General features: G+C 67.5%; 28 protein-coding genes. 18 read left to right on the forward strand and 10 right to left on the reverse strand.

Features of this window, described 5'->3' with window-relative positions:
* Positions 1–2: 2 nt before the first annotated feature.
* The 6 genes from ACFWIW_RS00685 (at position 3) to ACFWIW_RS00710 (ending at position 4634) form a co-directional block, all read left to right on the forward strand.
* The gene (locus ACFWIW_RS00685; protein ID WP_378366469.1) at positions 3–590 is read left to right on the forward strand and encodes a DUF3558 domain-containing protein; all 588 of its coding nucleotides are present in this window, start codon (positions 3–5) and stop codon (positions 588–590) included.
* Between the two features lie 365 nt (positions 591–955).
* The gene (locus ACFWIW_RS00690; protein ID WP_378366470.1) at positions 956–1246 is read left to right on the forward strand and encodes a DUF3558 family protein; all 291 of its coding nucleotides are present in this window, start codon (positions 956–958) and stop codon (positions 1244–1246) included.
* A gap of 331 nt (positions 1247–1577) precedes the next feature.
* On the forward strand, positions 1578–2081 hold the full coding sequence (locus tag ACFWIW_RS00695) for a hypothetical protein (protein WP_378366471.1): 504 nt from the start codon (positions 1578–1580) through the stop codon (positions 2079–2081).
* Positions 2082–2684, forward strand: a complete 603-nt coding sequence (locus tag ACFWIW_RS00700) for a DUF3558 domain-containing protein (RefSeq protein ID WP_378366472.1) — start codon at positions 2082–2084, stop codon at positions 2682–2684. It begins immediately after the preceding gene.
* The gene (locus ACFWIW_RS00705) at positions 2681–3889 is read left to right on the forward strand and encodes a hypothetical protein (RefSeq protein WP_378366473.1); all 1209 of its coding nucleotides are present in this window, start codon (positions 2681–2683) and stop codon (positions 3887–3889) included. The genes ACFWIW_RS00700 and ACFWIW_RS00705 overlap by 4 nt, the downstream gene beginning before the upstream one ends.
* Position 3890: 1 nt before the next feature.
* Positions 3891–4634 (forward strand): ESX secretion-associated protein EspG, encoded by a 744-nt coding sequence (locus tag ACFWIW_RS00710; protein WP_378366474.1) that lies wholly within the window; start codon positions 3891–3893, stop codon positions 4632–4634.
* On the opposite strand, the gene ACFWIW_RS00715 is transcribed toward ACFWIW_RS00710, so the two are convergent.
* From ACFWIW_RS00715 to ACFWIW_RS00730, 4 genes are all read right to left on the reverse strand, one after another.
* Positions 4631–5386 carry an amino acid ABC transporter ATP-binding protein gene (locus ACFWIW_RS00715; RefSeq protein ID WP_378366475.1) on the reverse strand — a complete coding sequence of 252 codons (756 nt, stop codon included), beginning with the start codon at positions 5384–5386 and terminating at the stop codon, positions 4631–4633. The genes ACFWIW_RS00710 and ACFWIW_RS00715 overlap by 4 nt on opposite strands.
* Positions 5383–6186 carry an amino acid ABC transporter permease gene (locus tag ACFWIW_RS00720; protein ID WP_016338198.1) on the reverse strand — a complete coding sequence of 268 codons (804 nt, stop codon included), beginning with the start codon at positions 6184–6186 and terminating at the stop codon, positions 5383–5385. The genes ACFWIW_RS00715 and ACFWIW_RS00720 overlap by 4 nt, the downstream gene beginning before the upstream one ends.
* A gap of 71 nt (positions 6187–6257) precedes the next feature.
* Positions 6258–7070: a basic amino acid ABC transporter substrate-binding protein gene (locus ACFWIW_RS00725; protein ID WP_378366476.1), complete on the reverse strand. Its 813-nt coding sequence runs from the start codon at positions 7068–7070 to the stop codon at positions 6258–6260.
* Positions 7071–7288: 218 nt separating this feature from the next.
* Positions 7289–7576: a hypothetical protein gene (locus ACFWIW_RS00730; RefSeq protein WP_378366477.1), complete on the reverse strand. Its 288-nt coding sequence runs from the start codon at positions 7574–7576 to the stop codon at positions 7289–7291.
* Positions 7577–7785: 209 nt separating this feature from the next.
* On the opposite strand from ACFWIW_RS00730, the gene ACFWIW_RS00735 reads away from it, so the two are divergent.
* The 3 genes from ACFWIW_RS00735 to ACFWIW_RS00745 are packed head-to-tail and all read left to right on the forward strand — an operon-like array spanning position 7786 to position 11245.
* Positions 7786–9447 (forward strand): circularly permuted type 2 ATP-grasp protein, encoded by a 1662-nt coding sequence (locus ACFWIW_RS00735; RefSeq protein WP_378366478.1) that lies wholly within the window; start codon positions 7786–7788, stop codon positions 9445–9447.
* Positions 9448–9458: 11 nt separating this feature from the next.
* Positions 9459–10406 (forward strand): alpha-E domain-containing protein, encoded by a 948-nt coding sequence (locus ACFWIW_RS00740; protein ID WP_378366479.1) that lies wholly within the window; start codon positions 9459–9461, stop codon positions 10404–10406.
* Positions 10403–11245: a transglutaminase domain-containing protein gene (locus tag ACFWIW_RS00745; protein WP_378366480.1), complete on the forward strand. Its 843-nt coding sequence runs from the start codon at positions 10403–10405 to the stop codon at positions 11243–11245. Before ACFWIW_RS00740 ends, ACFWIW_RS00745 begins: the two co-directional genes overlap by 4 nt.
* On the opposite strand, the gene ACFWIW_RS00750 is transcribed toward ACFWIW_RS00745, so the two are convergent.
* Positions 11242–12246: a FecCD family ABC transporter permease gene (locus tag ACFWIW_RS00750; protein ID WP_378366481.1), complete on the reverse strand. Its 1005-nt coding sequence runs from the start codon at positions 12244–12246 to the stop codon at positions 11242–11244. The genes ACFWIW_RS00745 and ACFWIW_RS00750 overlap by 4 nt on opposite strands.
* The gene (locus ACFWIW_RS00755; protein WP_378366482.1) at positions 12243–13208 is read right to left on the reverse strand and encodes a FecCD family ABC transporter permease; all 966 of its coding nucleotides are present in this window, start codon (positions 13206–13208) and stop codon (positions 12243–12245) included. The genes ACFWIW_RS00750 and ACFWIW_RS00755 overlap by 4 nt, the downstream gene beginning before the upstream one ends.
* 132 nt (positions 13209–13340) lie before the next feature.
* Between ACFWIW_RS00755 and ACFWIW_RS00760 the strand changes: the two genes are divergently transcribed.
* Complete coding sequence (locus tag ACFWIW_RS00760) at positions 13341–14339, forward strand: ABC transporter substrate-binding protein (RefSeq protein ID WP_378366483.1); 999 nt, start codon at positions 13341–13343, stop codon at positions 14337–14339.
* A 54-nt stretch (positions 14340–14393) separates the two neighbouring features.
* Here ACFWIW_RS00760 and ACFWIW_RS00765 read toward each other — a convergent pair whose 3' ends face one another.
* Positions 14394–15806 (reverse strand): M20/M25/M40 family metallo-hydrolase, encoded by a 1413-nt coding sequence (locus tag ACFWIW_RS00765; RefSeq protein WP_378366484.1) that lies wholly within the window; start codon positions 15804–15806, stop codon positions 14394–14396.
* A 373-nt stretch (positions 15807–16179) separates the two neighbouring features.
* On the opposite strand from ACFWIW_RS00765, the gene pdhA reads away from it, so the two are divergent.
* From pdhA to ACFWIW_RS00800, 7 genes are all read left to right on the forward strand, one after another.
* Positions 16180–17385: a pyruvate dehydrogenase (acetyl-transferring) E1 component subunit alpha gene (gene pdhA / locus ACFWIW_RS00770; RefSeq protein ID WP_378366485.1), complete on the forward strand. Its 1206-nt coding sequence runs from the start codon at positions 16180–16182 to the stop codon at positions 17383–17385.
* A 1-nt stretch (position 17386) separates the two neighbouring features.
* On the forward strand, positions 17387–18379 hold the full coding sequence (locus tag ACFWIW_RS00775; RefSeq protein WP_378366486.1) for an alpha-ketoacid dehydrogenase subunit beta: 993 nt from the start codon (positions 17387–17389) through the stop codon (positions 18377–18379).
* 16 nt (positions 18380–18395) lie between these two features.
* Positions 18396–19721: a dihydrolipoamide acetyltransferase family protein gene (locus ACFWIW_RS00780; protein ID WP_378366487.1), complete on the forward strand. Its 1326-nt coding sequence runs from the start codon at positions 18396–18398 to the stop codon at positions 19719–19721.
* A 148-nt stretch (positions 19722–19869) separates the two neighbouring features.
* Positions 19870–20439, forward strand: coding sequence for a TetR/AcrR family transcriptional regulator (locus ACFWIW_RS00785; protein WP_378366901.1), 570 nt, complete (start codon positions 19870–19872; stop codon positions 20437–20439).
* 38 nt (positions 20440–20477) lie between these two features.
* On the forward strand, positions 20478–22406 hold the full coding sequence (locus ACFWIW_RS00790) for an ABC transporter ATP-binding protein (RefSeq protein ID WP_378366488.1): 1929 nt from the start codon (positions 20478–20480) through the stop codon (positions 22404–22406).
* Positions 22407–22408: 2 nt separating this feature from the next.
* Positions 22409–22909, forward strand: a complete 501-nt coding sequence (locus ACFWIW_RS00795) for a DNA topology modulation protein FlaR (protein WP_378366489.1) — start codon at positions 22409–22411, stop codon at positions 22907–22909.
* Between the two features lie 44 nt (positions 22910–22953).
* Positions 22954–23436, forward strand: a complete 483-nt coding sequence (locus ACFWIW_RS00800) for an FxsA family protein (protein ID WP_126736179.1) — start codon at positions 22954–22956, stop codon at positions 23434–23436.
* Between the two features lie 213 nt (positions 23437–23649).
* Here ACFWIW_RS00800 and ACFWIW_RS00805 read toward each other — a convergent pair whose 3' ends face one another.
* Entirely contained in the window at positions 23650–24240 is a 591-nt protein-coding gene (locus ACFWIW_RS00805) for an SCP2 sterol-binding domain-containing protein (protein WP_051972751.1), read from the reverse strand.
* Between the two features lie 86 nt (positions 24241–24326).
* Positions 24327–24962 carry an SCP2 sterol-binding domain-containing protein gene (locus ACFWIW_RS00810; protein WP_378366490.1) on the reverse strand — a complete coding sequence of 212 codons (636 nt, stop codon included), beginning with the start codon at positions 24960–24962 and terminating at the stop codon, positions 24327–24329.
* A gap of 128 nt (positions 24963–25090) precedes the next feature.
* Between ACFWIW_RS00810 and ACFWIW_RS00815 the strand changes: the two genes are divergently transcribed.
* A complete protein-coding gene (locus ACFWIW_RS00815) occupies positions 25091–25756 on the forward strand; it encodes a TetR/AcrR family transcriptional regulator (RefSeq protein ID WP_007032385.1) in 666 nt (221 codons plus the stop codon).
* On the opposite strand, the gene ACFWIW_RS00820 is transcribed toward ACFWIW_RS00815, so the two are convergent.
* Positions 25739–26584, reverse strand: a complete 846-nt coding sequence (locus tag ACFWIW_RS00820; RefSeq protein WP_378366491.1) for a MaoC family dehydratase — start codon at positions 26582–26584, stop codon at positions 25739–25741. The genes ACFWIW_RS00815 and ACFWIW_RS00820 overlap by 18 nt on opposite strands.

Below are 26584 nucleotides of genomic sequence, written 5' to 3' on the forward strand. Positions count from 1 at the left end.
ACATGAAGCGTTATTTGCTCTTGGCTGCGATATCGCTCTTGGTCGGTGGCTGCGGCACACAGGTAACCGGCACGGCGACGACGAGTGCACCACCCGCGGCACGGCTTCCGTCCGATGGAGCGCCGGCGGTGCCGAACCCGATCACCGCCACCGCAGCCATCGAGGCGGACCCGTGCAGTGCCATCCCCACGGCCGAGATCGAGGCTATCGGCGGCAAGGTCAAACGGACCATGACCGACGACGGAGCCATGGGCAAGAGTTGCGGTTGGATCTTCGAACCCGGCCCCAGCAGCGTGACCGCCGGCCTCATCCCTGGAAACAAGGACGGTTTGAGCAGCCTGTACGCCAAGCACGCGCAGGGTGACCTCTCGACCTTCAAGCCTGTCGACTCGATCGAAGGCCACCCTGGCGTGATTTATGACAACGGCGGCGAAGGGAAAGGGCGCTGCGTGCTCGCAGTCGGCATTCGAGACGACCTCACTTACACAGTGACTCCGCTGCTGACCACTGGGAACCCGATGCTGTCCGATCCCTGCGGAATGGCGACCAAGGTGGCAGCCGCAGCGATCAAGAATCTCAACAAGTCCTGACCGGACCGAACGGTGCGGCGTCCAGAAATGCGAACAGGAAGGCCCGCTGAAATGCGACGGCTCATCATCGCCGCGGCGATCACCTGCACAACATTGCTACTCGCGACGGGCTGCAACGGCACCTCGACCTCAGCGAGTCCCACCCCCGCGCCCGCCTCGTCAACAGGTCTACCGCGAGCCGGTGCCCCGGCCGTACAAGTCCGCTGAAGACCGACCTGTTGGCCACGGATCCCTGCGGTGCCGCCACCAAGGCCGAAGTCGAAGCCGTGGGGGGAACACTCAAAAGCGCAGCGGCCGAGGACATCGCGAACGGGCGAGGTTGCGCCTAGATTTTCGCGAACTCCGCCGGAAATATCAGCGGCGCCTTGAACGTCAGTCAGCCCGACGGCCTCAGTCATCTCTACGCCCTCACAGCACAAGGTAGCGGTCTCACGACGTTCAAGCCCCTACCGAACATCGCCGGATACCCAGCAGTCGAGTACGCGAATGGCGGAGAAGGCCGGGGCGCCTGCCAGCTCGCGGTCGGACTCCGTGACGACGTGACATACGTCCTGGTCACACAACTACGGCGCGGCAGTGCCTACCTGGAGGACCCGTGCGGCTTGACCGTCAAGCTCGCAGAGTTCGCTGTCCAGCATCTGAAGGCGGCCCAATGACCTGCAGCGGCTGGAAGGCGGGAGTCCTCGATCAGGATCCGCCCCGTGCCCTCATCGCGACCTCCAAGATCGCAGGCGAGAGCCTGGGCGCGCCCGCCGGTCGAGGCACGACCAGAACCCCTCTTCCGCTGACGGCAGGGCAGAGGACACCTGCTCAAACCGGACAAGCGCCCTCTATCAGACCAGATCGCGCTGAAATCCCATCTTTCGACGGTGATCTTCCACAAAGGGGCTGATCAACGGTTTACCTGCTGCTATCGTCACCGATTGGAGTCAACGGTGAACTACGGGTAGGCCGCACCCCTTCGCGGCCCGTGCGGGGAGGCACGACATGACAGGACCGGGAGCCGGCCCCCAGGGGGTCTACAACCAGCTGAACACGACGACGCCACAGGCAGCGCCTTCAGGCTCGGGGCTGATTCAGGGCGCCACCGCAGCACCGGCGCAGGCACCCGCGCCGGACTACACCAACCTAGGTGCCAACCAAGCCCAGGCGGACTTCGCCGCAGCGTCCTCGAACGGTGGCTGGGAATTCGACTCCGAGGCCATGAGCAAGGTCATCGAGTCGCTAGAGGACTGCATCGAAAACAATTTCAGCAGCGCCATGAGGGAGGCCGCGCACCTGACCGGTATCGACGCGATGGGTGACGAGGTCGCCAGCCAAGGCTACGTCAAGATCGCGAACGAGTCAGGAGCTTCCTACCAGACGTTCCTGGACGGCGCACGCAAATTCACCAGGGCCTACGCCGACAAGCTGGTGGAAATCAAGGCCGCGTACGAAAAGCAAGACCAGGCAGCGATCGACGCTCTCCGTTCCGTTGGAAAGGCTCTCTGAATGCGTGCTCGACTCCTCTCCGTTCTCGCTGTGGCTGCCGTGCTCACGGCGGGATGCAACGGGGAAACCGGCGGTAAGGCCGAGCCGTCGACACCCAAGCCTGACGCCACGGCCCTCCCACGCGCGGGAGCTCCCAAAGTGACAACCCCGCTGAAGACGGAAAAGTTCACGACCGAACCTTGCAGCGCCGCGACCGATACAGAGATCGAAGGCATCGCCGGGAAGGTGAAAAGCTCGAAGGTGGAGCAGGTCGCGGGCGGCCCGACCTGCTCGTGGATCCTCGCCGACCTCGCGGGCTCGATCAACGGGGGCCTGAACGTCAGCCAGCCCGAAGGCTTGAGCCATCTCTACGCTCTCAAACAACAGGGCAGCGGCGTCACGACGTTCAAGCCCGTGCCTGACATCGCCGGATATCCGGCCGTCGTCTTCGCGAACGGCGGTGAAGGTGCGGGCAACTGCAATCTGGCTGTCGGACTCCGCGACGACATGATGTACACCGTGGTCACCGCTCTGTTCGACGACAGCCCTGCCTACAACGACCCCTGCGGTACCAGCGTGAAGCTGGCTGAGCTGGCAATTCAACGTTTGAAGGCGGCCCAATGACCTACAGCGGTTGGGAAATCTTCACCAAACTCAACGCCAACCCGAACCACACGAAACGGTTGGACGCGGCGCAGGTCGCTTCCCATCACCTGATGGTCGCCCATCAGGAAATGAGCCAGACGCTGGAGAAGAGCCAGACCGCGCTCAGCACGTTCTGGAAGGGCAAAGCCGCCGACAGTGGAACAGCCGGTCTGGCCCCGCTCATCGCGACTTCCAAGCTCGCGGGCGAGAACATGGACCGCGCCCGCCAGTCGATGTTCGACCAGAACGCTTCTTTCCATTACACGCGCGGCAATGTCCGCCCGGTCGAGAAGGAGCGCGCGGGGGACAGCGGGCCCGAGGACGTCTTGTCCATCGGCGCGAGTGACGACGAGATCGCGGCGGCGAAGTTCGACGCGGACACGAAGCACAACGTCGAGATCTACGAGCCGTACTACCAGAGCACCCAGCCGCGCCAGCAATCGCTCGCACCGGCTTATCCGGCCGCGCATGATCCGAACGTTTCGCCCGCGCCGATCACGCCGGATGCGATCGATCCCGGGCAGACCAAGGTCAGCGGGTTCAGCGGCGGGCCCGGCGACTCCGGGCGGCACAGTGCTCCCGGTGGGTACACCGGCGGGCCGAGTTCGTACAGCGCGCCTCCGGGGGCCGAGGGGTATCAGGCGCCGAGGCCGCCGCGGGTTCCGCAGCCGCCGAGGGTGCCGCAGATGCCACGGCCGCTGCCGTCTCCGCGGCCGAACGACCAGACCGACCTTTCCAGGACGGACGACAAGGTGCAGGGGCGCCCAGGTGGCTTCCCGCCGCCCAACTTCGGGCCGGGAGGGCCGGGCACCGGTGGACCTGGTGGCGGCAGCGGATTCGGCCCGGGGTCGGGCGGATTCAGCGGTGGTTTCGGGCCCGGCGGCGGTTTCGGGCCCGGCGGGTCGACGGGCGGGCCGGGGAGCATGGGGCCCGGTCGCGGCGTCGGCGCCGCAATGCCCGGCGAAAGCGCGATGCGCGGCACGCCGGCAGGAGGCCCCGCGGCGGCGGGACGTCCCGGCGCGCCGGGGATGGGCGGCGGCGGGATGGGTGGCGGCGCCGGCAAGGGCAAGGGCGGCGAGGACGAAGAGCACCAGCGCAAGATCACGCTGCAGGAAGAGGACGGCGATTCCCTCTTCGGCGGCTACGACGGTGACAAGCCGGTTCCGCCGGTGATCGGCGCGTAACGTGCTGCAGAAACCCGTCGAACTGACGCTCCAGACCTACGAAACCCTACTGGATCAACACAATCTCGGCGACATCCATCCGACGCTCGTCCGCGGCGCCCAGTGGTATCTGCCCGAGGAGCGTCGCGAGCTCGCCGCCACCGCACAGTCCGAATTGGACAGACAAGGACTGCTCAGACGCGGCCGGATCGACGACGAATTCCTCGACACACTTCGGTTCCTGCAACGGCCGGCGGTGGAGTACTACTCGTGGGTGAAGTCCGAGGGGCGTGAACGGACAGTTCGCGCCGCGGGTAGTGGCCGCGAAGCGGTCAACGTCGTTTTGGTCGACAAGGTCGTCTACCTGACGCCGACGCGACCGGACACGCTGGCGCAGGACTTCACCGGTCTCCTCCCCGAGGCCGCTCCGGCGCGCACACCGTCGTTGAACTGTTCGGAAGCCGATCTGCAGGTCCTGATGAAGGGCGAAATGCTCACCGGCACCAGCCCGAGCATCCGCGACGCCAAGAAGATCCTCCAGTGGATCCGGTCGCCGCACACCTTCTTCGGACGGCTTTACGTCGCAATCCGTGACGGCGGCGGCAACCGGAAACGCGTCGAAAGGCCACCGGGCTGGATGGACACCGAACACGGCCGTGTCGTGTTCGGCCCGGACGCCAAGGGCTGGGTGAGCCTCATGGGCGCCGGGCCGCACGAAATCGTCGCGAAGGTCGTCCAGCTGGAGTCGCAGCTGCGAGGACGTTAGCCCTGGTGGTTCGGGTTCAGGACCCGCGAGAGGAACGTCTTCGTGCGCTCCTCCTGCGGGTCCCCGATCACCTGGTCGGGCGAGCCCTGCTCGACGACCACACCGCCGTCCATGAACAGCACGATGTCGGCCACCTCGCGGGCGAACTGCATCTCGTGCGTGACGACGAGCATCGTCATACCCTCTTGCGCGAGTTGCCGCATGACCGCGAGAACGTCGCCGACCAGTTCCGGGTCCAGCGCCGACGTCGGCTCGTCGAAAAGCATGACGTCCGGGTTCATCGACAGCGCCCTCGCGATCGCGACGCGCTGCTGCTGCCCGCCGGAAAGCTGAGTCGGCAGCGAAGTCTCCTTCTCCGCCAGCCCGACCTTCGCCAGGTTCTCCCGCGCGACGCGTTCCGCCTCTTCCTTACCGCGCTTCAACACCTTGCGCTGCGCGACGGTGAGGTTTTCGAGCACGCTCAGGTGCGAGAAGAGGTTGAACGACTGGAAGACCATGCCGATCTTCGTGCGGGCGCCGTCGATGTCGACGTCCGGGTCGGTGATCTCGCTGCCGTTGACCACGATCTTGCCCTGCTGCGGTTCCTCGAGGAGGTTGACGCAGCGCAGCAGCGTCGACTTGCCGGATCCCGACGGGCCGATGATGCAGACGACCTGGCCGCGCTGGACCTCCAGGTCGATGCCCTTGAGCACTTCGAGCTCGCCGAACGCCTTGTGCAGTCCCGAAACTTCGACGATCGTCTGGGCGCTCATACCGTTCCTCCGCCGGGCACTCCGGCTCCGTATTTCTTCTCTAGCCGCTGCTGCAGGATCGACAGCGGAATGGTGATGACCAGGTAGCACAGACCGGCGACGACGATCGGCGTCAGGCCCTTGGCCTCCAGCAGCGCCTGACGGCTGAACTGTGCGAGTTCCTGCTGCGCCGGGGTGGTGCCGAGCAGGAACGCCAGTGACGAGTCCTTGGTCAGCATGATCAGCTCGTTGGCCAGCGGCGGCAGGATGATCCGGAAGGCCTGCGGGATCACGACGGTGATCATCGTGCGGGCGGGCGACATGCCGAGCGAACGCGCGGCCTCGACCTGCCCGCGTGGCACCGCCTGGATACCGGCGCGGATGGTCTCCGCCATGTAAGCCGACGACACGATGCCCAGCGCCAGCATGATCGCGACGTTGCGCGGCAGGGTCGTGTCGAACGCGGTCGGCACGCCGATGCCGACGGCGAGGAAGATCAGCAGCGCGGGCAGACCGCGGAAGAACTCGATGTACCCGCGCGCGAACCAGCGGTACGGGCCGACCGAGGAAAGTCTCATCAGGGCGAGCAGAAGGCCCAGCCCGAGGCCGAGCGCGAAGCCCAGCGCGGTGAAGACGATGGTGTTCTTCAGTGCGACGGTGATGACGTCCGGGAACTGCTTGGCGGCGACTTCGAGATCGAAGAACGCCTTGCCGATCCTGCTCCAATCGGCCAGCAGCGCGAGCACGATGACGATCACCAGCAGCAGGACGTATTGCCCGGTCCGGAACGCCGAACGTCGCTGGCGGCGGCTCAAAGCCATGTTTCTCCTCAAACAGGTGGCGACAAGCCTGTGGCCGGTGCGCTGGGCACCGGCCACAAGGCGGCTTCAAACTAGTTCGACGCCGATCCAGGCTGCCAGGTCGGCGCCTTGCCGAACCACTTCTGGTAGATCTGCGCGTACGAGCCGTCCGCCGCGGACGCCTTGAGCACCTCGTTGATCTTGCCGAGGAGGGCGCTGTTGCCCTTCTTCACGCCGATGCCGTAGAACTCGTTCGTCTTGAACTCGGTGACGACCGTCGTGTCCGGGTTCGTCTTCGCGAAGTCGTAGAGCACGCCGTTGTCGTTGACGCCCGCGTCGACCGTGCCGTTCTTGACGGCCTGCTCCAGCAGCGCGAGGTCGTCGAAGGTGACGATCTCGGCGCCCTTCGCCTTCTCCTTGGCGTAGTCGGCGCCGGTGGTGGCCGACTGGACACCGATCTTCTTGCCCGCCACGTTGGAGAGGTCCTTGATCGGCGAACCGGTCTTGACCAGCAGCGCCTGGGTCGCCTCGAAGTACGGGTCGGAGAAGTCGAACTTCTCCTTGCGCTTGTCGGTGATCGTCATGCCCGCGGCGGCGAGATCGCACTGCCCGGTGTTCATCGCTTCGCCGGACTCGATGGTCTCGAAGGCGATGTCGACGATGCTCTGCTCGACACCCAGCTTCTTGCCGACCAGGTCGACCAGGTCGACGTCGAAGCCGACGATCTTGTCGCCCTGCTTGACCTGGAAGGGCTGGTAGGGCAGGTGCGTGCAGGTGGTGACCTTGCCGGACGCGACGAGCTGGACGCCGCCGGCCGCGGTTCCGCCTTCCTCGCCGCACGCGGACAGCGCACCCGCGGTCAGGGCGAGCGCCGGGATCAGGGCGAGCGCTTTGAATCGAGCCACGTCGTCACTCCTTGTAGTTCCCATGTGTCGAGAGCACGCATATTGCCACTCATCCGGCGGCAAGCACAGCACCGCGACGTTACAGCGCTGTTTCTAGCGAAGATCGTCCCGACGACGACGGGATCGAGCCGACCTCGGTCCGGTGGGTCTCGACAGGGTTCAACTGGCCCGGCACGTGAAACACGGTGGGGCGCCGAAGCGCCCCACCGCCGCCTTACTTACTTGGGCCAATAATCGAACACGTAGCCGTTGTAGCAGATACCCGCACAACTGGGGTCGACAGGAAAGTACTGGAGCGGCCCGACGTTGTAATATCGGGCGAATTCGCTCCGCTCACGGACACAGCTGTCATAGTTATGGCCGCACCAACGACTCTTGACATCCGCTGCGCCGACGCTGGTCGACGGCGCCGCGGCACCGTCCTGAGCTGCCATCGCGACACCCGGAACGGCCAAGGCCGTCACCGCGGCACCGGCCACGACGAACGTCTTCACAAGATTCTTCACAATTCCCCTTGAAAATTGCGTGTGAAATTCAGATCCTGCTTATCCAGCAGGTAATGCGCGATTTATCGAGTTCTATACACGGCGAAACGCCGAACAGAATCCAACCTTCCCCAGTCAGGTTTGAATACGTTCGGCGAGGCTAGCATCAGGCTGATCATTCCAACAAGCCAACCCGGGCATCTCGCGCCGGACGGGGTCCATGAGTCACGATGACCTCCATGAACAACAACTCGGCGCCCCGGCTCCCACCTGCGGGTCGCCGCCCGCGGACGACGACGTCGGCGAGGCGCGCGGCGAAACCCGGGGCGCAGTTCGACGGGTATCTCTCGCCGTCGCGGCCGCACGCGGGCGCGTACGACGAGATGTTCACCGCCGACGGCACGGTCCGTCAGCCGTACCGGGCGCTGTACGAATCGATCTCCGCGCTGACGTCGGGAGACCTCTCGTCCCGGTCGGCGGCGATCGACCGGGCCATGGTCGACCAGGGCATCACGTTCTCACTGTCCGGCCAGGAACGCCCGTTCCCGCTGGACCTGGTGCCGCGCGTGATCACCACCGCCGAATGGGGCAAACTCGAACGCGGTGTGGCGCAACGGGTCCGTGCGCTCGAAGCCTTCCTCGCCGACGTGTACGGCGATCGGCAGATCCTGCGTGACGGCGTTCTCCCGCGACGGCTGATCACCTCGTGCGAGCATTTCCAGCGCGAGGCGTTCGGGATCAACCCGCCCAACGGCGTCCGCATCCATGTGTCCGGTGTGGACCTGGTGCGTGACGAGGAGGGCACCTTCCGGGTGCTGGAGGACAACCTCCGCAACCCGTCCGGCGTGTCGTACGTGATGGAGAACCGCCGCACGATGGCGCGCGTGTTCCCGGACCTGTTCGCCCAGCATCGGGTGCGCCCGGTCGGCGATTACGCCTCGCATCTGCTGCGCGCGCTGCGGGCGGCGGCCGCGGCGAACGTCGCCGACCCGATGGTCGTCGTGCTCACGCCCGGCGTGCACAACTCCGCGTACTTCGAGCATTCGCTGCTGGCCAGGCTGATGGGCGTCGAGCTGGTCGAAGGCCGCGACATGTTCTGCCGTGACAACGTCGTCTACCTGCGCACCACCGAGGGCGAGCGGCAGGTCGACGTCATCTACCGGCGGATCGACGACGAGTTCCTCGATCCGGTGCACTACCGGCCGGATTCCGTGCTCGGCGTGGCCGGGATCCTGAACGCGGCACGCGCGGGCAACGTGGTGATCGCGAACGCGGTCGGCAACGGCGTCGGCGACGACAAGCTCGTGTACACCTACGTGCCCGAGATGGTGAAGTACTACCTCAACGAGAAGCCGCTGCTGCCCAACGTTGACACCTTCCGGTGCTGGCTGCCGGACGAGTTCGACCACGTCATGCGGAAGATGGACGAGCTGGTGATCAAACCCGTCGAAGGCTCTGGTGGCTACGGCATCGTGTTCGGCCCGGAGGCGACACAGGCCGAGCTGACCGCGCTCAAACGCAAGGTCCGGGCCAACAAACGCGGCTGGATCGCGCAGCCGGTGGTCCAGCTGTCCACCGTTCCGTCCAAAGTAGACGATCGGCTGGCGCCGCGGCACGTGGACCTCCGGCCGTTCGCGGTCAACGACGGCAAGGAGATCTTCGTCCTGCCGGGCGGGCTGACCCGGGTCGCGCTCCCGGAGGGCAGCCTGGTCGTCAACTCGTCGCAGGGCGGCGGTTCCAAGGACACCTGGGTGCTGGCGCCACGATCCTCGACGGCGGAACGGGAACTGGAACGGCCCGCGCTCGGCGCACTGTCCCAAGTGGACGGCCTGGTCGCCGAGCAGGGCCCCGAGCTGACCACCACCCAGCAACAACAGCAGCAACAGGCATAAGGGAGGTTGATGTGCTCGCCCGCAACGCGGAATCGCTGTACTGGATCGGCCGGTACGTAGAACGCGCCGATGACACCTCCCGGATCCTCAACGTCTCCGTGCATCAGCTGCTCGAAGACGCGAGCGTCGACCCGGACCACGCGAGCCGCCAGCTGCTCGCCGTCCTCGGCATCACGCCCGAGGGCATGGACACCCTCGACGTGTGGAAGCTGACCGAACTTGTCGCCTACGCCAAGGACAACCCGGCGTCGATCGTCGGTTCGATCAACTCCGCCCGCGAGAACACGCGCGGCGCCCGCGAGGTCGTCTCGACCGAGCTGTGGGAATGCCTGAACGCGACCTGGAACGCGGTGCCGGACCGGCAGCGGTACGCGCGCCGCGCCGGTCCGCACGCCTTCCTGTCCTTTGTGGAGGAACGGGCGGCGATGTTCGCCGGGCTCGCCGATTCGACGATGAGCCGCGACGACGGCTGGCTGTTCATGGTGCTCGGCCGGTCGGTCGAACGCGCGGACATGGTGGTGCGGCTGCTGCTCTCGCGGGTACAGGACAGCGCCTCGTCACCCGGCTGGATCACGGTGCTCCGGTCGGCGGGTGCGCAGGACACCTACCTGCGGACCTATCGCGGCGCGCTCGACGCCGGCCGCGTCGTGCAGTTCTTGTTGCGGGACACGCTCTTCCCGCGTTCGGTGTTCCACGCGCTGCGGCAGGCGGAGGAATGCCTGGAGCGGCTGGACCCCGGCGTCAACTCGCGTGCCAACGAGAAGTCCGAGGCGCTGCGGCAGCTCGGCCGCGCGCGCAGCGAGCTGGAGTTCCTGCGGCCGTCGGATCTGCTGGAGGACCTGCCGAAACGGCTCGGCGCCCTGCAGACTTCGATCAAGGACATCGGCGACGCGGTTTCGGTGCAGTACTTCCATTCGTCGCCTTGGGTGGCCTGGAGCGGTGCGGAGGTTTCGCTGTGACCTGGCAGCTTCGGGTGGCACACCGGACCGGATACCGGTACGCGACGCCGGCCACGCAGTCGTACAATGAGGCGCGGCTGACCCCGCGCTCCGACCGGCGGCAGACCACGGTCGTGAACCGGGTCGAGACGACGCCGGCGACCCGGGCTTACCGGTACACGGATTACTGGGGCACCGTCGTGACCTCGTTCGACCTTCACGCGCCGCACACGGAGTTCACCGTGCTCGCGACGTCGGTGGTCGAGACCGCCGACGAAGGCGAGCCGGTCCGCTCGGCGACGTGGAAGGACCTGCGCGGCGACACCGTCGTCGACCACCGCACCGAGTACCTGACGCCGACGCCGTACACACCGCGTGATCCGGAGCTGACGAAGGTCGCGCGCGAACTGCGGAAGGGGCTCGAACCGGCGGAGGCCGTGCTCGCGATCTGCGAATGGGTCAACCAGCAGCTCAAGTACCAGCCGGGGACGACCGGCGTGCACAGCACGGCGACCGACGCGTGGCGTGCGCGCGAAGGGGTCTGCCAGGACTTCGCGCATGTCACGCTGGTGATGCTGCGCGCGATCGGCGTCCCGGCGCGCTACGTCTCCGGGTATCTGCACACGAAACCGGAGGCGAAGCTCGGCGAGACGGTCGAGGGCGAGAGCCACGCCTGGGTCGACGTCTGGACCGGCGGCTGGTGGGCCTACGACCCGACGAACGCGATCCCGGTCGGGCCGCGGCACGTCTGGGTCGCGTACGGCCGCGACTACGCCGACGTGCCGCCGCTCAAGGGCATCTTCACCGGTGGCGGTCAGTCCACTTTGGACGTTTCGGTGCAGCTGACCCGGCTCACCTAGGCGCGTCGCCGGAGCAACAGCCAGAGCAGGTACGCGCCGCCGAGGGCCGCCGCGACGACGCCCGCGGGCAGCAGCGACGACTCCAGCAGACGCTGGCCGAGATAGTCCGCAGCGACGACCAGCGTCGCCCCGACGAACGCCGACGCGAGCAGGTTGGGCCCCGGCAGGCGCGTCATCCGGCGCGCCAGCTGGGGCGCGGCGAGGGCGATGAACGGCAGCGGCCCGGTCGCGGCGGTGGCGGCGGCGACCAGCGCGACCGCGACCAGCACCAGGGTCAGCCGCACCCGGTGGACGTCGACGCCGATACCCGTGGCGGTGTCGTCGCCCATCTCCAGCATGCGCAGCGCGCGGCCGTGCGCGAACATGATCGGGACGAACACCGCCATCGCGACCGCCAGCGGCACGAAGTAAGCCCAGTCGCGCCCGGAAAGGTCACCGACCAGCCAGCCGACGGCCTGTGAGGCGGCTTCGAGGTTCGCCTTCACCAGCAGGTACGAGTTCACGCCGACCAGCACCGCGCTGACGGCTATCCCGAGCAGCACCAGCCGCGAACTCAGCAGGCCGTGCGGCGCGCACAACGCCATCACGACCAGCGCGGTCAGCAGCCCGCCCGCCAGCGCGCCGAGCGAGACGAGGCCAGGGCCGGAGCCGATGAGCAGCAGGGTCGCGATACCGCCGGTCGCCGAACCGGTGGTGAAGCCGATGATGTCCGGACTGCCGAGCGGATTGCGGGTGATCGTCTGGAACACCGCCCCCGCCAGCGCCAGCGCGGCACCGACGAGGATCGCGACCAGCACGCGCGGAAGCCGCCCCATGACCACCAGGTACTGCGCTTTCGTACCCTGGCCGGCCAGGGTGGTGAGCACTTCGCCGGGGCTCATCTCGTAGTCGCCGGTGCCGACCGAAAGCACGACGAGCGTCAGTGTCACCAGGGCGAGCGCGGCGACGACGACCAGCGATCGTCTGTCCAAACCGGACTCACGACGGACGAGCGCGGTCATCGGCGCACCGCCCTGAGTTTCCTTGCCACGATCACGAACGCGATCCCGCCGACGACGTCGGTCATCACGCCGACCTGGATCTCCCCCGGCGAGCCGAGCAGACGGCCGAGGACGTCGCAGCCGAGCAGCAGCACCGGCCCGAGCAACGCCGAAATCGGCATCACCCAGCGTTCGTCCTGGCCGATCAGCGTCCGGACGACATGCGGGATCATCAGGCCGACGAAGGCGATCGGTCCGCAGGCCGCGGTCGCCGACGCCGACAGCAGCCCGACGGCGACCATCCCGGCGACGCGGACGAGCGCCGGATTCGCGCCGAGGCCGCGAGCCGTGTCCTCGCCCAGCGCCAGCGCGTTCAGCGCGCGGGCCAGCACGATCGCGATCACGACTCCCGCGACGAAGAACGGCAGCAGCACGGTCAGCTGGTCGGCGTTCCGGTTCACCAGCGAGCCGACCAGCCAGAACCGCATGGCCTGCAGGTTGTGCGTGTTGACCATCTGCATGCCCTGGTTGATCCCGACGAACACCGCCTGGACGGCGACGCCTGCCAGCACCAGCCGCAGCGGGCTCGTGGCGCCGCGCGTCCCGCCGATCACCGAGACCAGCGCGGTTCCCGCGAGCGCCCCGGCGAAGGCGAACCAGACGTACTCGCCGGGCGAAGTCACCGAGAACACCGCGGAGCCGAGCACGATCGCGACGGCGGCGCCGTGGTTGATGCCGAGCAGGCCGGGTTCCGCGACCGGGTTGCGGGTGATCGCCTGCATGAGCGAGCCCGCCACCGCGAGCGCCATCCCGACCAGGACGCCGAGCACCGTGCGGGGCAGGCGATCGTCGCGGACGACGACGTCGTTGTAGCTCCCGTCGTAAGCGAAGAGGGCGTGCAACACGTCGCCGAGGGAAAGGCGATTCGAGCCGAAGCCGATCGACAGCAGGACGACCGCGCCGAGCGCTGTCAGGGACCCCACGAGGACCAGCGTTCGTACGGAAACGCTGGTCCTGGGTGATCTGACGCGCTCCGTGACCTGGACCATGGCGTTCACGATAAGGGAAGGCTAGCCTAACGCCGAATTTCGGTCCCTCGGTGAAAGAAGATCTCCATGCACCTCTCCCGACGCGGCTTTCTCGCCGGCACCGCGGCGCTCGGCGCCACCGGCCTCCTGACCGCCTGCGGCTACCAGGAGGAGACGCCCACGCAGGGAGCGGGCGCGACCTGGACGTTCACCGACGACCGCGGCCGGAAGCTCGACGGCGAGCGGCCGACCCGGATCGTCGCGCAGGTGACCGCGGCGGCGGCGCTCTGGGACCTCGGCGTGAAGTCGGTCGGGATCTTCGGCCCGTCGAAGTTCGCCGACGGCAAACCGGACCCGCAGGCGGGCGGCGTCGACCTGAACGCGGTGACCTCGCTCGGGAACGTGTGGAACGAGTTCAACTTCGACAAGTTCGTCTCGTTGAATCCGCAGCTGCTGGTCAGCGTGATGTACCTGAAAGACCAGATGTGGTACGTCCCGGACACGCAGACGGAGAAGATCGACAAGGCCGCGCCGAGTGTCGGCGTGCGGCTGCAGGACATCTCGATGCCCGAGGGGATCGCGAAGTTCATCGCGCTCGCGAAGGCGCTCGGTGCCGACACCGAGACTCCGGCGATCCGTGCGGCGAAGGAAGAGTACGAGAAGGCCGACGCCGCGCTCGGCGAAGCGGCCAAGAAGGCCGCGGGGCTGAAGATCCTTCTCGTGTCCGCGCAGAAGGACGCCGTGTACGTCTCGAACGCGCCGAAGTTCGCGACCTCGAAGCACTACCAGAGCAAGGGGCTGGACTTCGTCACGCCGGAGGCGCCGGACGAGAGCCAGGGCGGCTACTACCAGCAGATCAGCTGGGAGAACATCGGCAAATACCCGGCCGACGTGATCATGTACGACAACCGCGGCGGATCGCTCTCGCTCGGCCCGGACGGGCTCGGCGGCGTGCCGACCTGGACTCAGCTGCCCGCGGTGAAGGCCGGGAAGCTGATCCCGTGGAACAACGAGACACCGTTCTCGTACCAGCGCTTCACGCCGCAGCTGACCGAACTGACCGCGGCGCTGAACAAGTTCTCGTGAGTGGTAAGGACGGTTAGAACCGTCCTTACCACTCACGAGGCCCGATGCTCTCCGTCAGCTGCGGGCGTGCGCGTCCAGGATGTGCGCGACCGCTTCGGTGACCCGCTGCGCGAAGTCGATGTTCAGCCACTCGTCCGGCACGTGGATATTCGAATCCGGCCCGCAGGCGCCGGTGACCACGAACTGCGCGTCCGGGTACTTCTCGCCGAGCAGCCCCATGAACGGGATCGATCCGCCCATGCCGTAGCTCTTGTGCGGCGCACCGAAGACCTCGCCGCTGACGTGGTGCAGGACGTCGTCGAGCCAGGGCGCGGTGTCCGGCGCGTTCCAGCCGTTCTCGGCCTGGAAATCGCCGAGCTCGACCGAAGCGTCGTACGGCACGTCGGTGGTGAGGACACGGCGGACCGCCTCCATCGCGGCCTTCGCGTCGGCGGTCGGCGGGAGGCGGAAGCTCAGGGTGAGCGTGGTGCTGTCGCGCAGCACGTTGCCCGCGTCGGCAGGGAGCGGGAAGCCCGCCGCGCCGATCACCGAAAGCGTCGGCCGCCACGAGTTGTTGAGCAGCAGCTCCAGATCGTCGTCGGACACCGTCCGGCCGACCACCGGGAAGAGCGTCTTCGCCGCGCCGGGCGCGATCTCGACGACGCCACGAGCCTCTTCGACGCGGTTCTCCGGGATGTCGACGCTGAGTTCGGCGAGCTTGATCTCGCCGGTCTCGACGTTCTCGATCCGGTCGATCAGGGCACGCAGGACCCGGAACGAACTCGCGACGATGCCGCTGGCCATGCCGGAGTGCTGCGCGGATTCGAGCACCTTCACGGTGACGTTGACGTGCAGCATTCCGCGCAAGCTGGTGGTCAGCCACAGCCGCTTGTAGTCCGTGCCGCCTGCGTCGAGGCAGACGACCAGCGAAACCTCGCCGAGCTTCTCCTTCAGGTGCTCGACGTAGGCGGGCAGATCCGGGCTGCCGGACTCCTCACCGGTCTCCAGCAGCACGACCGCGCGGGAATGTTCGCCACCGGCGGCGCGCACGGCCTCGATCGCCGTCGTCGCCGCGTAACCGGAGTAGCCGTCGTCGACCGCGCCGCGGCCGTACAGCCTGCCGTCGCGGATCACCGGCGTCCACGGGTCGAGCCCCTCGGACCAGCCACCGACCGGCGGCTGCTTGTCGAGGTGCCCGTACATGAGCACGGTGCCCTTTTCGGCGGCTTCGGACGTCGCCGGGATGTCGACGACCAGCAGCGGGCTGCGGCCTTCGAGTTCCACGACCTCGAGCGTCGCGCCGGGGATCTCCCGCGCGGCGATCCAGGAGCGGACGTGCTCGACGGCGGCTGCGAGATGACCGGTCTTCGCCCACTCGGGGTCGAACGCCGGCGACAAGGCGGGGATCGCCACCAGGCCGGACAGGCTGGGAAGGACGTCGTTCGTCCAGTTCGAAACCACGGTTTCGCGTACGGATTTCTGCTCCACGTCCGCCATCCTGCCACGGGTGCCGGGGAGTGGGATGGATCACAGCGGCGGGCACGGATCGTCATCGATCAAGCCGGGCAGGACACCCGTCCGGACGAGTCGTCCGCTGGTCGGCCCGCGGGTGAATTCCCTACTTTCGGCGGCCCCACACTCGGGCTTCCTAGCATTTTCCCTGATCAGACACCCTTTCTCAGCAACAAATCAGCATCCGCCACTGACCAAACCGGCGTCCGGCATGCCAGGATGTCCGCACGAACCGTCAACGCCGACGGTGACCCAGCGCTTCAGATCCGACGCGCTGGTCCCCGCCGGCGCAGTCACTGTGGCCGCCACAAGTGGCCGCCAGAGGCGCCGACATCAAGGAGAGCAGCGCATGCCGTCCGAACACTGGACGCACCCGGAGCCTGGAGATGGTCCCGCCGCCGTAGCGGCGCAGCCTTCCCCCGAACAGGTGATCGCCGGTTTGCGAGCAACGAGCGAAGGTGGCGCTGAGCTGACTCAGCTGCTCACCCCCGAAGGCGAACGGATCTCTTCGCCGCAATTCGACCGCTACGTCGACGACATCGACGCCGAAGCCCTCAAGGGCCTGTACCGCGACATGGTCCTGGTCCGCCGCGCGGACCGCGAGGCCAACGCGATGCAGCGCCAGGGCCAGCTCGGCATCTGGGTGCCGCTGCTCGGGCAGGAGGCCGCGCAGATCGGCTCCGGCCGCGCGCTGCGGAAGGGGGACATGGCGTTCCCCAGCTACCGCGAGCACGGTGTCGCGTACACCCGCGGCGTCGACCTCAAAGAGGTGCTCGGCATCTTCCGCTGCACCGACCACAGCGGCTGGGACTACAAGGCCCACGGCTTCCACCCGTACACCATCGTGATCGGCAACCAGGTGCTGAACGCAGCCGGTTACGCGATGGGCCAGAAGTTCGAAGGCAAGGTCGGCGACGACGACAGCGAAGCGACCATCTGTTACTTCGGTGACGGAGCGACTTCGCAGGGCGACGTGCACGAAGGCTTCGTCTGGGCCGCCGTCTACGACGCGCCGCTCGTGTTCTTCTGCCAGAACAACCAGTGGGCGATCTCGGAGCCCACCGAACGCCAGTCGCGCCTGCCGCTGTACCAGCGCGCCCGCGGCTACGGCTTCCCCGGCATCCGTGTGGACGGCAACGACGTCCTCGCCTGCCTCGCGGTCTCCCGCTGGGCGCTGGAGGAATGCCGCCACGGCAACGGCCCGGTGCTGATCGAGGCGTTCACCTACCGGATGGACGCGCACACCACCACCGACGACCCCACCCGCTACCGGCTCTCCGACGAGCTGGAGGAGTGGAAGCTGAAGGACCCGATCGAGCGCGTCCGGGCGTACCTCGCCCGCGGTGGCGGCGCCGACCAGGCGTTCTTCGACCAGGTCCAGGCCGATTCGGACGCGTTCGCGGCCGAGCTGCGCGACTACTGCTTCAACATGCCCGAACCGCCACCGGACCGGATCTTCTCCAACGTGTACGCGGAGTCCACTCCGCTGCTGGACGCGCAGCGTGAAGAGTTCCTGTCCTATTTGGACGGTTTCGTCGGGGCGGGTGAACACTGAAATGGCCGATCTCCAGAAACTCACCATCGGCAAGGCCCTCAACCTCGGGCTCCGTCGCGCCATGGAAGAGGACCCGAAGGTCCTGATCATGGGTGAGGACGTCGGCAAGCTCGGCGGCGTCTTCCGCATCACCGACGGCCTGCAGAAGGACTTCGGCGAGCAGCGCGTGCTGGACACGCCGCTCGCGGAGTCGGGCATTATCGGCACCGCGGTCGGCCTCGCCGTCCGCGGTTTCCGCCCGGTATGCGAAATCCAGTTCGAAGGCTTCATCTTCCCCGGCTTCGACCAGATCTCCAGCCAGGTCGCGAAGCTGCACTACCGGACGCAGGGCAAGATCAAGATGCCCATCGTGATCCGGGTGCCGTTCGGTGGCGGCATCGGCGCGGTCGAGCACCACTCGGAGTCGCCGGAATCGCTGTTCGCGCACATCCCCGGTCTGAAGGTCGTTTCGGTTTCGAACGCCGTCGACGCCTACTGGGGTATCCAGCAGGCGATCAAATCCGACGACCCGATCCTGTTCTTCGAGCCGAAGAAGCTGTACCACTCGGGCGCGATGAAGTCCGAGGTCGACACGGAGGGCACGCCGGACCAGCTGTTCAAGTCCCGCGTCGTCCGCGAAGGCACGACGGCCACGGTCGTCGCGTACGGCCCGTCGGTGAAGGTCGCGCTCGACGCGGCCGCCGCCGCCGAGGACGAAGGCAAGTCGCTGGAAGTCATCGACCTGCGGACGCTGTCCCCGCTCGACCTGGAGCCGGTGTTCGAGTCGGTGCGCAAGACCGGACGGCTCATCGCGCTGAGCGAGGCGCCGTCGGAATCGTCGCTGACCTCGGAGATCGCCGCGCGCGTGCAGCAGGAATGCTTCTACTCGCTGGAAGCCCCCGTGCTGCGGGTGACCGGATTCGACACGCCGTACCCGCCCGCCAAACTCGAGGAGCACTACCTCCCCGACCTGGACCGCGTGCTGCACACCGTCGACCGTTCACTCGCCTGGTAAGGGGGAAATCGCTGAAATGCCCGAGTACAAACAATTCCCCCTCGCCGACACGGCGGAGGGGCTGACCGAGGCCGACATCATCGCCTGGCAGGTCAAGCCGGGTGACAAGGTCACGGTGAACCAGATCGTCGTCGAGGTCGAGACCGCGAAGGCCGCCGTCGAACTGCCCATCCCGTGGGCGGGCGTGATCACCGAACTGCTCGTCGAGCCGGGCCAGACGGTGGAGGTCGGCGCGCCGATCCTCACCATCGACGTCGACCCGGACGGCAAGGCGGCCCCGGCACCCACCGCCGCGCCCGCGGCGGAGGAGCCGGCGGAAGAGGAGATGAAGCCGCTGGTCGGCTACGGCTCCAAGGCCGTCGTCACGCAGCGGCGTGCGCGTAAGGGTGCGACTCCCGCTGCTCCGGCTCCGGTGGCTGTGGCGCCCGAGCCTGCTGTGGCCGCTGTGGCTTCGAAGCCGAAGGGCGGGTACGTGCCGCTGGCGAAGCCGCCGGTGCGCAAGCTCGCCAAGGACCTCGGCGTCGACCTGCACGCGCTCACCGGCACCGCCGAGGGCGGTGTCATCACCCGTGACGACGTGCAGGCGGCCGCCAACGGTTCCGCTCCCGCACCGTCCGTTGTGGACAGTGGCTACGACCCCGCGACGCGGGAACGCCGGGTGCCGATCAAGGGCGTCCGCAAGGCCACCGCCGCCGCGATGGTGCAGAGCGCCTACACCGCCCCGCATGTCACCGAGTTCCTGACCGTCGACGTCACGCCGATGATGGAATTCCGGGAGAAGCTGAAGAAGTCGCGCGAGTTCGCCGGGGTCAAGGTCACCCCGCTGACCTTCGCGGCGAAGGCCGTCTGTCTGGCGGCCAAGCGCACTCCGGACGTCAACGCGGTGTGGGACGAGGCGGCGCAGGAGATCGTCTACAAGGACTACGTGCACCTCGGGATCGCCGCGGCCACCCCGCGCGGGCTCGTCGTGCCCAAGGTCCGCGACGCGGATTCGATGTCCCTCAAGGAACTCGCGATCGCGCTCACCGAGCTGACCGACGTCGCCCGCGAGGGCAAGACCACCCCGGCGGCCATGCTCGGCGGCACGATCACCATCACCAACGTCGGCGTCTTCGGCGTCGACACCGGTACGCCGATCATCAACCCCGGCGAGTCCGCGATCCTGTGCCTCGGCGCGATCAAGGACACCCCGTGGGTGGTGGACGGCGAGATCAAGGTGCGCAAGGTGCTCCAGCTTTCGCTGAGCTTCGACCACCGTGTGGTCGACGGGCAGCAGGGCTCGGAGTTCCTGGCCGATGTCGGCGCTTTGCTGGCCGACCCCGCGGTCGCGATCACCTACTGAGCCAAAGTCCGTGAGGGCCTCCTTCCCTACTCTCAAGGTAGGGAAGGAGGCCCTCACGGGCTTCAGCCATATTCGGTTGACGGAGTGAGCGCTCACTCCGCACACTGGGGGCATGACAGAGACCACCGCCCGGCGGAGAGCGCCGGGGATGAGTGCCGACGAGCGGCGCCGGATGATCGTCCAGTCCGTGCTGCCCTTGCTGGTGGAGCACGGTGCCGGTGTCACGTCGAGCCAGATCGCGCGCGCCGCGGGTATCGGCGAGGGCACGGTCTTCCGCGTGTTCAAGGACAAGGACGAACTGTTCGCCACCTGCTTCGCCGAAGCGCTGAAGCCCGACCAGGTACTCGACGCGATCGCGGTCATCGACCTCGACCAGTCCCTCGACGACAGGCTCATCGAGGCGGCCGACGCGCTCAGCGCGCACCTCCAGCGCATGGGCGCGCTCATGGCGGTCATGCACGGTTCCGGAAGGCGCCCGGAGCATCGCCATGACGACCGTCGAGACCGGCGCAAGGAGTCGATGAGCGCCATGCGCGACGCCATGGCCGAGCTGTTCGAACCGGAGAAGGACCGGCTGCGCCTGCCGCCCACGCAGTCCGCGGCGCTCTTCCTGTCGCTGCTGTTCAGCGGCCGGATCCGGTTCAGCGAGACCGGTGACGAACCCACCACCATGGAGCTCGTCGACGTGTTCCTCAACGGCGCCTTGGCGGCCGCGTGATCGGCCCGCCCGGTGGGGGAGGCGGCATCGAGCTGTTCATGGCTCGCGGCAGGCGCCGTCGCCCGCCGTCGACGGTGCCCGACAGCGGGCTGACCGGCCCGGTCGACATCCCGGAGCCCGAACCCGAAGCCGTCCCGAAAGACCTGAAGTCCCGGCTCAACCGAATGTGGGTCAACGTCGCGGGCACGGTCCGCGGCCTGCCGAAGGTCGCGAAGCTGACCTGGCAGGCGAGCCCGGTGCTGACCATCGTGATCACCCTGGTGACGCTGCTTTCGGGCCTGCTCCCGACGGCGACCGCGTACATCGCGAAGCTGCTGATCGACTCGGTCGTCGCGGCGATCCAGGGACACGGGACGAAGAGCGCGATCGTCGGTGTCGCGCTCTTCCAGTTCGGCATCCTCGTGCTCACCGCGGTTTCGCAGGCGCTGACCACCTACGGCCAGTCCCTGCTGCAGGAACGGATGACGCTGACCATCCGCCACCAGGTGATGGACCACGCGAGCGCGCTGCATCTCTCGTATTTCGAGGGTTCCGCGTCCTACGACATGCTGCGCCAGGCCTCGCAGGAGGCGCCGACCCGGCCGCTGTCGATGATGAACTCGGCCTTGGGCCTGATCCGGACGGTGATCACGTTCGGCAGCATGATCGCGCTGCTGGTCTCGATCAGTCCGCTGCTGGCGCTCGTCGCACTCGTGGCGCCGATCCCCGCGTTCATCTCGCAGTCGAAGTACGGCGCCCGCGCGTTCTGGCTGACGTTGATGATGTCGCCGCTGAAACGGCGCATGGACTACCTGAACTCCTTGGTCACCACGGACACCTACGCCAAGGAGACCAAGCTCTTCGGGCTCGGACCGTACTTCGTCGACCGGTTCCAGCGGCTCGGCCAGGTCTTCTACGACCGTCAGCGGACACTGACCCGCAAGCGCAGTGTCAGTTCGACGTCCTGGGGCCTGCTCAGCACGGCCGCCGGTTCCGCGATCGCGCTGTACATCGCGCTGGAGGCCGTCGGCGGCAGGCTCACCCTCGGCGACCTCGCGCTGTACACGGCGGCCGCGGCGTCGGTGCAGACGTCCGTCCAGGGCCTGTTCACCGCGTTTTCCGGGATGTACGAGAACAATCTCTACCTCGACACGCTGTATCGCTTCCTCGGGACGAAACCGGAGATCGTCGCGCCGCCGGAACCGCGACCGCTTCCGTCCACTGTGGAGGGACACATCCGGTTCGAAGAAGTGTCCTTCACCTATCCAGGAGCGGCCGACCCAGCTCTCGACGGCGTGAGCTTCGAGATCCGGCCGGGTGAGACGGTCGCCGTCGTCGGCCGTAACGGGGCCGGGAAGTCGACGCTGTTCAAACTGCTGTGCCGGCTGTACGACCCGACGGGCGGACGGATCCTGCTCGACGACGTCGACATCCGCGAATACGACCCGGTGGAATTGCGGCGACAGATCAGCGCGATGTTCCAGGACTACGTGACGTATCAGGGCACCGCCGCCGAGAACATCGGGCTCGGCGACCTGACGCATCTGGTCGACCGGGAGCGGATCGAGTCGTCGGCGAAACGCGCCGGTGCCGACGAGCGGATCGAACGCCTGCCCAGCGGCTACGACACGCCGCTCGGCCGCTGGTTCGACCAGGGCGTCAGCCTGTCCGGCGGCGAATGGCAGAAGATCGCGCTGGCCAGGGCGTTCCTGCGGGAAGCGCCGATCCTGATCCTCGACGAACCGACGTCCGCGCTGGACGCCCAGGCCGAGCACGACCTCTTCTCGCGGCTGCGGGAGCTTTCGGAGGGACGCACGACGCTGTACATCTCGCACCGGTTCTCCACCGTGCGGCAGGCGGAGCGGATCCTGTTGCTGGAACACGGAAAGGTCGCCGAGTACGGGACACACGACGAGCTGATGGCGGCGGAGGCGGGCTACGCCGAACTGTTCACCCTGCAGGCTGCCGCGTATCTCGACGAGGCCTGACCGTGCGGCGGATCATGGTCGTCGGCTGCAGCGGCGCCGGGAAGTCGACGTTCTCGCGACGGCTCGGCGCCGCGCTCGGCCTGCCCGTCACCCACCTCGACCGGCTCTACTGGCGGCCGGGCTGGACACCGGCGCCGGACGCCGAGTTCCACGCCGCGCAACAGGAGGTCATCGCGTCCGACGCCTGGGTGATCGACGGGAACTACGGGGCGTCGATGCATCTCCGCCTCCCGAGAGCGGACACGATCGTCTTCCTCGATTACCCGCGCCGCGTCTGCCTCCGGCGGGTGCTGACGCGCTGCCTGCGCGAATACGGCCAGGACAACCAGGCGCCCGGCTGCCCCGAGAGGCTGGATCTGGAGTTCTACACCTACGTCTGGCGCTGGCCGAAGCACTACCGGGAGCGGACGGTGCGGCGGCTGGCGGAGCAGGGGGCGCACGCGCGGCAGGTCGTGCTGACCGGGCCACGCGAGGCGGAGGAGTTCCTTCGCCGGATCGGCTGACCGGGGGTTGGGAGCAAAACGGGCAAGCCGTACGTTGTCCAGGTATGGCTGTCGCGTTCCTGCTCTATGTCGTCGCCGAGATCGCCGCCGTGTGGGCGGTGGGCTCGGCCGTTGGCGTGCTCGGCACGATCGCGCTGCTCTTCGCCGGCGCGTTCGTCGGATCGTGGCTCGCGCGCCGCGAAGGCGGCCGCGCCTTCCGGGCGTTCGCCGAGTCCGCACGGCTCGGCCGTCCCGCCGACGCGGAGAAGGAACTCACCGACGGGATGCTGATCGGGCTCGGCGGCCTGCTGATCCTGCTGCCCGGTTTCGTCAGCGACGTCATCGGCCTGCTGTTCATCCTGCCGCCGACGCGGAGTGTCGCGCGGAAGGTGTGGCAGAAGCGGATGGCGCGCCGGGCGGTCAAGTTCGCGAACCGCACCCGCGGGCCGGTGATGGTCGTGGACAGCGAGGTCGTCGTGGACGCGCCGCCCGCGGAGGCCGCCAAGAAGCAGCCGCCGGTGATCGAGGGCCGCATCGTCGAGGGCTGAAAGCGTCCTTCGCCGCATCCCACGCGACGAAAGCGTCCTTCACCGCTGGCGCTCAGGCCGGGCGCGCAGCGCCTCAGGCAGGGTGGCGGCGGGGGCTCGGCTTCCGCCACACCAACGCCCGTCGATCCGGTCAGGGGCACCGCAAAGGTTCCCAATGTCGCATTTGAGACGCTCAGCGTCCCTAATGCGACATTGGGGACACCAGACCCCGGCCTAGGCGCCGCTCGGCTTCGGGATGTCGAAGTACCCGCTGAACCGCACGGCCGGCGCGTACTCGCCCTTCACCTTCACCTTGCCCGTCACGAACATCGCCGCCACCGCCGCGTTGCCGGTCGCCATCCGGATGAAGTCGTCGACGGAAAGGGTGATGGTGGTGTCCGGAGTACGCGCGAGATCCGTGCTCGAAACGCAGACACCGTCTTCGATGACCGTTTGAAAACGATCGAAACCGTCTTCTCCGTCACCATCGGTGAAACGCCATGCGACGACGAAGTCCACATGCCGCGCGCGTTCGGGAACGAAATGATCCGACATTCTGCGGAAAATCTCGTCGAGGAACGCCGAACGCAGTTCCGGATGGTCGGCGATCGCCTTGAGCTGCTCGCGTGACGCCCGTTGCACGACGTCGACGAGCACCTCGGTCTCCAGTGAGCTCAGCTCGATACCCGCACCGGTTTCGCCAAGCATGTGCAGGGTTTCCAGCACCTGGGTGAACTGCTCGGGGCTCAGTTTGGCGAGCTCGAGCTTCTCCGCGAACGCGTTGACGACGTGCTCGCCACCGGTGCGCGTCTTGTGCAGCCGCAACGGGCGGGAAAGGCGTACCTTGTCCCGCCAGCGCCGGTTCGGGGAATTTCGGGGCACGGCACGGAAGTGTATCTGCTCGGCCGGGTTCAGGACGGTTTCGGAAGGTCGAAGAAACCGATGAGACCGGCCGCGAACGCCAGGTCACCTTTTACTTTGATCTTTCCGGTGACGAATAGCACAGCCGGCGTCGCCTGATGGGTGATGAGCCGGAAGAAATCGACCGGCGCGATCGTGATCGTCACCCTCGGCTTCTCCCTCATGTCCCGGTCGACCGTGCACTCGCCGTGCGAAATCACCGTCTCGTAGCGGTCGTAACCGCCGGCGCCGGTGCCGCCGGACAGCCGCCAGTGCACCACCGCGTGCAGTGTCTTCGCGCGGTCCTGCCGGATGTGGGCGCCCATGCGGTCGAAGATCTCGCGCAGCACCCGCTCACGGAGTTGCCGTTCGGCGACGACGCTTTCGAGTTGTGCGCGCGAGGCACGGGCGACGAGATTCGCGAACCGGACCGGGTCGACCTTGCGGAGGTCGAACGCGGGCGCGGACTCGGCGAGCCGCCCCAGCGCGGTGAGCAGCCGCCGGACGTCCTCCTTGCCGAGGTCCTTCGGGTCGATGGCGCCCGCGACCTCGTTGACGTCGAGAGAGTGCGCTTCGGCCGAATCCGCTTCGATCCGTTCCAGCGCGTCGACCAGCGCGCGGCCGGTCAGCCCCACGATCTCGGTCATCTTCCCTCCAGTCCCGCCTACCCAAGCGTAAGGCTACCCGCCAGTAGGTAAGCGGGCAAGCGTGCCGAAATCACCCGTGCCGCTGGTAGCCCGGTAGCGTCTTACGCGAGCTAATGGGAGGTCTTGAGTTGTCCGAGGAAGTGCCGCGTCCCGCCGAACGCGCCAAAAGGCTGCCGAGAGCGGTGCGGGAACGCCAGATCCTGGACGCAGCGGTCTCGGTGTTCTCGCGCTACGGCTATCACTCCGCGTCGATGGACGAGATCTCCGAGGTCGCCGGCGTGTCCAAGCCGATGATCTACACCTACCTCGGTTCGAAGGAAGACCTCTTCGGCGCCTGCATCCGCCGCGAAGCCACCCGCCTGCTGGAGGCGGTGCAGGACGGGATCAAACCCGATCTGCCGCCCGACATGCAGCTTTGGCACGGTCTGCGCGCGTTCTACCGCTTCGTCGCCGACTACCGCGAGTCCTGGACGGTGCTGCACCGCCAGGCCATGACCGTCGGCGGTGCCTTCGCCGCGGAGATCACCGACATGCGCACCCGCGCGATCGAACTGGTCGCCGCGCTGGTCGTCTCCGCCGGTACCCGCAAGGGCCTCGGCGAGCAGGCGGAGTTCTCCGGCGCCGGGCTGTCCGCCGCGCTGGTCGGGGCGGCCGAGTCGCTGGCGGACTGGGCGCTCGACCACCCCGATGTCTCCGACGGCGTACTCGCCTCGTGGCTGATGAACCTGGTCTGGCTCGGGTTCAACGACCTGGTCGAGGGCGAGATCTGGAAGCCGTCAGAGAGCGACGACTGAGCCTTCCAGGTGCGGCTTCGGCTTGCGCGCGTTCCACAGTTCGAACGCCCAGCCGTCGCCCTCACTCCAGGTGGTGAAAGCGGCCTTGGCGGGCAGCAGGACCGGCTGCTTGAACTTGACGTCGACGGTGAACGCCTCCGGAAGCCTGCCTTCGAACGCGGAGAGCGCGTGCGCCTTCGTCCACATGCCGTGCGCGATCGCGGACGGGAACCCGAACGCCTTCGCGGTGATCGAGTGCAGATGGATCGGGTTGCGGTCGCCGGAGACCTCGGCGTAGCGGCGGCCGATGTCGCCGGGAACGTGCCAGATCGCGGTGGGCGAGGGCTGCGAGAGCTGACCGCGTGCGGTCTTCTCGCCGCTGCCGCCACCGCGGCGCAGGTACGTGCTGACGTCCGTCCACACCGGACTGTCGTTGACGAGCAGCTCGCTGATCACGTCGAACTGCTTGCCCTTTTCGTGCGGGCGGAGATCCTCGGCGCGCACCCGCAGGGTGAACGACTCGTCGAGCCGCAGCTGCCGGTGCTGAGTGATCCGGTTGGCGACGTGCACCATGCCCAGCAACGGGAACGGGAAGTCGTCCTCGGTCATCAGCGCCATCTGCAGCGGGAAGGCGAGGATGTGCGGATACGTCGCCGGGAGCACGTCGTCCAGCCGGAATCCGCACACCTGGTTGTACGCGGCGAGATGGGCCGGGTCGACGACGACGCCCTCGCGGACGAACTCGGTCGACGGCAGCGTGTTCCCACCGCTCTTGCGCAGCGAGCCGAGCAACGCCTTGGGGTACAGCGAGGACAGGCTCGGCGACTCGTGGAGTTCCTTGACCGCCAT

Origin of the sequence: Amycolatopsis sp. NPDC058340, assembly GCF_042723975.1 — a bacterium.
Taxonomy (GTDB): domain Bacteria; phylum Actinomycetota; class Actinomycetes; order Mycobacteriales; family Pseudonocardiaceae; genus Amycolatopsis.